At 44.5% G+C, this 4,597-nt stretch carries 7 protein-coding genes; 6 read left to right on the top strand and 1 reads right to left on the bottom strand.

Annotated elements, in window-relative coordinates; all coding sequences use genetic code 11:
- Window positions 1-488 precede the first annotated feature (488 nt).
- The gene (locus A3IK_RS0115085) at window positions 489-725 is read left to right on the top strand and encodes a hypothetical protein (RefSeq protein ID WP_020560818.1); all 237 of its coding nucleotides are present in this window, start codon (window positions 489-491) and stop codon (window positions 723-725) included.
- 121 nt (window positions 726-846) lie between these two features.
- Window positions 847-1,527 carry a J domain-containing protein gene (locus tag A3IK_RS0115080; RefSeq protein WP_020560817.1) on the top strand — a complete coding sequence of 227 codons (681 nt, stop codon included), beginning with the start codon at window positions 847-849 and terminating at the stop codon, window positions 1,525-1,527.
- 30 nt (window positions 1,528-1,557) lie between these two features.
- Here A3IK_RS0115080 and A3IK_RS0115075 read toward each other — a convergent pair whose 3' ends face one another.
- Window positions 1,558-1,782, bottom strand: coding sequence for a hypothetical protein (locus A3IK_RS0115075; protein ID WP_020560816.1), 225 nt, complete (start codon window positions 1,780-1,782; stop codon window positions 1,558-1,560).
- Between the two features lie 692 nt (window positions 1,783-2,474).
- On the opposite strand from A3IK_RS0115075, the gene A3IK_RS0115070 reads away from it, so the two are divergent.
- From A3IK_RS0115070 to A3IK_RS21600, 4 genes are all read left to right on the top strand, one after another.
- A complete protein-coding gene (locus tag A3IK_RS0115070; RefSeq protein WP_020560815.1) occupies window positions 2,475-2,858 on the top strand; it encodes a plasmid mobilization protein in 384 nt (127 codons plus the stop codon).
- A gap of 11 nt (window positions 2,859-2,869) precedes the next feature.
- A complete protein-coding gene (locus A3IK_RS0115065) occupies window positions 2,870-3,952 on the top strand; it encodes a relaxase/mobilization nuclease domain-containing protein (RefSeq protein ID WP_162596672.1) in 1,083 nt (360 codons plus the stop codon).
- Between the two features lie 159 nt (window positions 3,953-4,111).
- The gene (locus tag A3IK_RS0115060) at window positions 4,112-4,354 is read left to right on the top strand and encodes a hypothetical protein (RefSeq protein ID WP_020560813.1); all 243 of its coding nucleotides are present in this window, start codon (window positions 4,112-4,114) and stop codon (window positions 4,352-4,354) included.
- A gap of 3 nt (window positions 4,355-4,357) precedes the next feature.
- The coding region (locus A3IK_RS21600; RefSeq protein ID WP_040849386.1) for a hypothetical protein at window positions 4,358-4,597 on the top strand (240 nt) is incomplete at its 3' end.

Here is a 4,597-nt window from a genome sequence, read left to right as displayed (position 1 = left end):
TTCACCCGCTTTTCCTCCATAGTTCACCCGCTTTTCCTCCATAGTTCGAGCTAAAAAATCCTTTAAAATCAAGGCGAGTGCTACCCCTTAAAAGATTAAAAGGTTAAAAGAATAAACACACAAACGCGCACGCGAGAAAAATCACGTTTTTGCTATTTTATGAAAGTTTGTTGTGTGTTTTTTCGCTTCGCTCTCTCAAGACACCAAAACAACCCAGACCATGAATAAAAAGCAGTGTTAAAACGCATTTAAAAGCGATTTAAGCAACGTTTAGCATGCAAGGAGTATCATCGTAGCACTCAGTCTAAAAAATCGCGTGGTGAGCATTTTTGGAGGCTTATCGTTTAGGTATGGTGGTAACTTGAAAGAAAGATTACTTGCAAGGGGGTAGTAGGCTTACATTTGGAAGACGAACCCAAGATTATGGTTTGCTATTTCCAGTCACATCACCAAAATAGCAAAGTATCCTTTTTTCAAGTGGTATGACTATGTTCAGCATTTCAGCTTCAGAGGCTCAAAAAGCGTTTCCCTCGGTGATAGAACGATCACAACAAGAGATTGTGTCGGTGACTTGTCGAGGTCGCTCTATCATGTTGGCTATGTCGCCAAGAGTGTTTCAAGACTATGTCGATGCACAGCTTGCTTTAGACGCAAAAAACAACGGTATGCTTTCTGTTACAGAAACCAAAGTATCTCTTGATCGTTACCGCAACGGTGAGCAGTAAAATGATAGGCTTGAATAAGCGTTTTAAAGCCGTTTAAATCCACTTTTATAGGGTAAGTAGTACCCTTGTGGCACTGAATATCAAAAACGCCGTATAACGCATTTAAAACGGTTTTAGAGCCATGTCGTATGTGATCCATTTTCTTAATACTTATCCCAACGCACTCCCTGCTTTTCTCATGGGAGTACTAACAGGCATTGGACTAGCGCTTTGGGGTAAAGCAAAAAATGGCTGTTTCCTTGCTTCCTTGTACCTTTACATTTTCGGTGCTTGGGTCTTCACCATTGGGCTTTATGTCCTCACCCAACTCGAACAAACAGGCGTTTTTTTCTTGCTAGGCTTAGCCGTTTACTTTGCTAAACCGCTGTTTTTCTTTTTTCATCGTATTTTTGAGTGGTGGTTAGACTGGCAAGCATCGCGCCGTTATGACCAACACCACACCCGCAAGGATCAACAAGATCAAAATCAAGACCACGCTCAAACGGACAACTCTGATCAAGAACAACAACGACGCTACCAAGAAGAACGAAAACGCCGTGAAGAATGGGCAAGGCAACAACGCCAACAAAAACAAGCACCCCAAGAACCACCAGAAACCCCCTCATCTGATGACTCCCGAACAGCGGAGCAAGTGTTAGGTTTACCTGCAAGCTGGACGCGCGAGGAATTGGTGAAGGCATACCGTCGAGAAACCCAACGACTTCACCCTGACAAATGGACAGGTAAACCGCAAGCCATCCGTGACGAGATGGAGCGAGAATTTAAGCGGGTACAAGAAGCCTACAAACGGCTCAAAAAATAACCATAGCTATAAATATAACCGTAATTATGGCTACAGGTGGAGAGGAGGTATCTTTTTTGAAACTTCAGACTGCACCGCTTGAGCCTCGTACTCTTGCCTATTTCTTTCTACTTCTTCCTGTGTGCTGGTTGATCGTTCCCAACTGGCTCGTAAATCTTGAATGGTTTTTTGTATCTTTTCGGGAGTGTTTCCCCACATGCCTCTGCCTATTCCAGCAAAGCTCATTAAGTGTCCTTCCTTTTTTTCGTGTGTCATAAGTGATATATCCATACGGTAAAAGTGAAGTATACTTTTTTATAAAAGAACAGTTATTGCATAAAAATTGTTCTTTTATCCTCATTTTCTAAATTATTGCCTTTTAAAACTTTCTTTTTATAATCCCCTCGCTCTCTACTTCTTAGAGAGTAGAGAGATTTATTTCTATAACGTTAAGCGTGTATGAAAGAAAACTCTTTTGTATTACGGCTTTGCTTTTTTGGGTTTCAATTATCCATTACTTTTTGCAAAGTCAGATAAAAAAAGACCTGTATAGAGCAGGTCTTTTTTTGTAGAAAGATTTACTTTTCTAACGTTTAAGCTGAAATATTATATTTAGATTTATCTAAAAGTAAAATTTTTTATGGCGTTTATATCAAGAGGGTGTTTTAGAAAAACACTTCATCGAAAGATATTTAGCAAAATTACCCCCACTTCTTCACCCTCTTTTCACGCCGACCCCTTGCCAAACGCAAAATAACTGTTATAAGTAACCGTCTTGCTGGGATGAGTAGCAAGATTGCAATATTGTTACGGACACCCTATGGGATGTCCTCCAAATTGCCCTCTTGCAGGGTTGCACCCTTGACCCGCCTTAAGGAGTGTGACCCCTTAAGAAACCCCACCAAAGGAACACGGGGAAAGATTTTCCCCCGTTCCTTTGGAAACCATAACCCCCTTTTTTGGAAACCATGAACACCACCGAAAACCGCCAAGCCTATAAGAAGGCATGGAATCAGAAAAATAAAAGCCACGTCAAACGGGTAAGTATCACCCTTTCTAATAGCGAATATAGCGAGCTGGAAAAACGCGCCAAGAAGGAAAATATAAAGATCACTACCCTTGTCAAAAATATGGCGCTGGCTTACCACCAGCAAGCCCCGCTCTTCTCATCTGAACAATTGCAAGAAATGCAAGAGATGCGCTTTTTGTTTCGCAATATTGCCAATAACATTAACCAGATCGCGCATAACTCCAATATGATCAAACGGCTTACCGATGAAAACGGCTTATTGCTGGAGATTAAAAAGCTCGAAGATATTGTGATGAACTACTACCAAAAACCGAAAGCATGATTATTAAAAGCATGAGCCGAAAGAAAGCCACCTTTGCCCAGCTCATCGACTACATTTCAGCAGGTGCAACAAGTGAGCGTTTCACTTTCCGCCATAATACCTATACGCAAAACACGGACGGGATAAAGCGCGAGTTTGTGGAAAACGCCCGACTGTTACGCCAGCGTAAAAATGGGGTTTTCTTGTATCATGAAATTTTGAGCATTAAGCGCAACCCGCGTTTAACCCTAGAAGAACAGCAAGCCAAGCTTGCGGAGATAGTACGACTCTATATTGAAGCTCGCGCCCCGCGTCAGCTTGCCTTTGGGATGATGCACAACGATCACCCCGAACATTTACACTTTCATCTCGTGATTAGCTCGAACTCTGTAGGTAGTCAGGAGCGTGAGCGCCTGTCTAAAAAGCAGTTTAGTGACATACAAACCCACCTTGAGCGTTATGTATTAGAACGCTATGCTGAACTCAACCAGCAAGCCGTTTTTCGTGACAACCTCACCCCAGAGCAACGGGAAGCCCAAAAGCAAAAAGCCCGCGTTTCCCAAAAAGGTGCTGAACTCAAACGCCGAACCGGAAAAACACCCGCACGGGATCAGGTGAAAGAAACTATAGAGCAAATTTTTTCTCACTCCAGAACTCCGCAGGATTTTACGGAGTCTATGAACAAGGCGGGTTTCACCCTCTACCAACGTGGCCAGTATGCAGGTATTGAGCAAGACGGGAAAAAGTACCGCTTTGCCACGCTCGGACTGGCCGAACACTGGGTACGCTTTGACGCAAAAATGAGGGAAAGTATGAAACCACAGAACACCCCGCAAAGTGACGCTGAAAGCGTACAGGTACACCCCGAAACGTCCCAACGGACGCAACAAAATACCGCTCAAGATACTCCAACCGAGAGGGTAGAGAAGCCCGTTATTGTGGAGCAAGTCGCCGAGACATTCGACAGCCTCAAAGAGGAAGTACAGCACTTGTCAGGATTTCACGAAGTCGAACAAGAACGGGAGAGACGATTGAAAGAAATGAGAGCCAAGCGCGAGCAACAAGCCAAGCACCAGAATAGCGACGAAGACAGCCACACCCACCGCCAGCGGTGAAAGTGAAAGAGTCGTTTAGTGCTAGCCGAAACAAGGCACCGCATGAATGCGGTTTTCTTTTCCCAAACACACACACAACACCGATTCACCCCCGCACCGAGGATGATCCGCAGGGTTAGACCCTAAACCCTGCGAGCAGGGGCAGGAGGACAAACCAACATGCTAGAATGTTTCGATACTCTTATTCACCTTTGGGGTGATCCCGAACGGATAAAGCAACGCCAACGCCAAGCCCGCCAACAGTACCGCGAAGCACACAAAGCCCAGCAGGGGAAAACCTTGACCCCCCAAGAGCAAAAAGCCCGTGACCAGGAGCGAGCGCGTCGCCTACAACAAGCCCAACAACGCCGAGCCAACAAAGCACAGGTACAGCACCAAAAAACCACTACCCATAACCCCTAATCTATGAACTATTGGAATCTTTTTCTTTTACCCTTTAAAGCACTCTTTGCCGTTGGGGTTTTCCTCTTCAAGAAACACTCACTCAAACGCATAGAAGGGGCAAGCTTTGCCAAACTCGGAGAGTACAAAACCCACCTCAACGCCCGCAATAAAGGCTTGCTCCTTGATGGTGAGTCTTTGAAATTGGGGGAGAAAGAGAGCTTTCAAAATGTGTGCGTGATTGCTCGCGTAGGGGCAGGAAAA

Origin of the sequence: Thiofilum flexile DSM 14609 (assembly GCF_000380185.1) — a bacterium.
GTDB classification, from domain to species: Bacteria; Pseudomonadota; Gammaproteobacteria; order Thiotrichales; family Thiotrichaceae; genus Thiofilum; species Thiofilum flexile.
The sequence above is the reverse complement of the archived record's forward strand: the minus strand, read 5'-3'. Positions and strand labels throughout refer to the sequence as shown.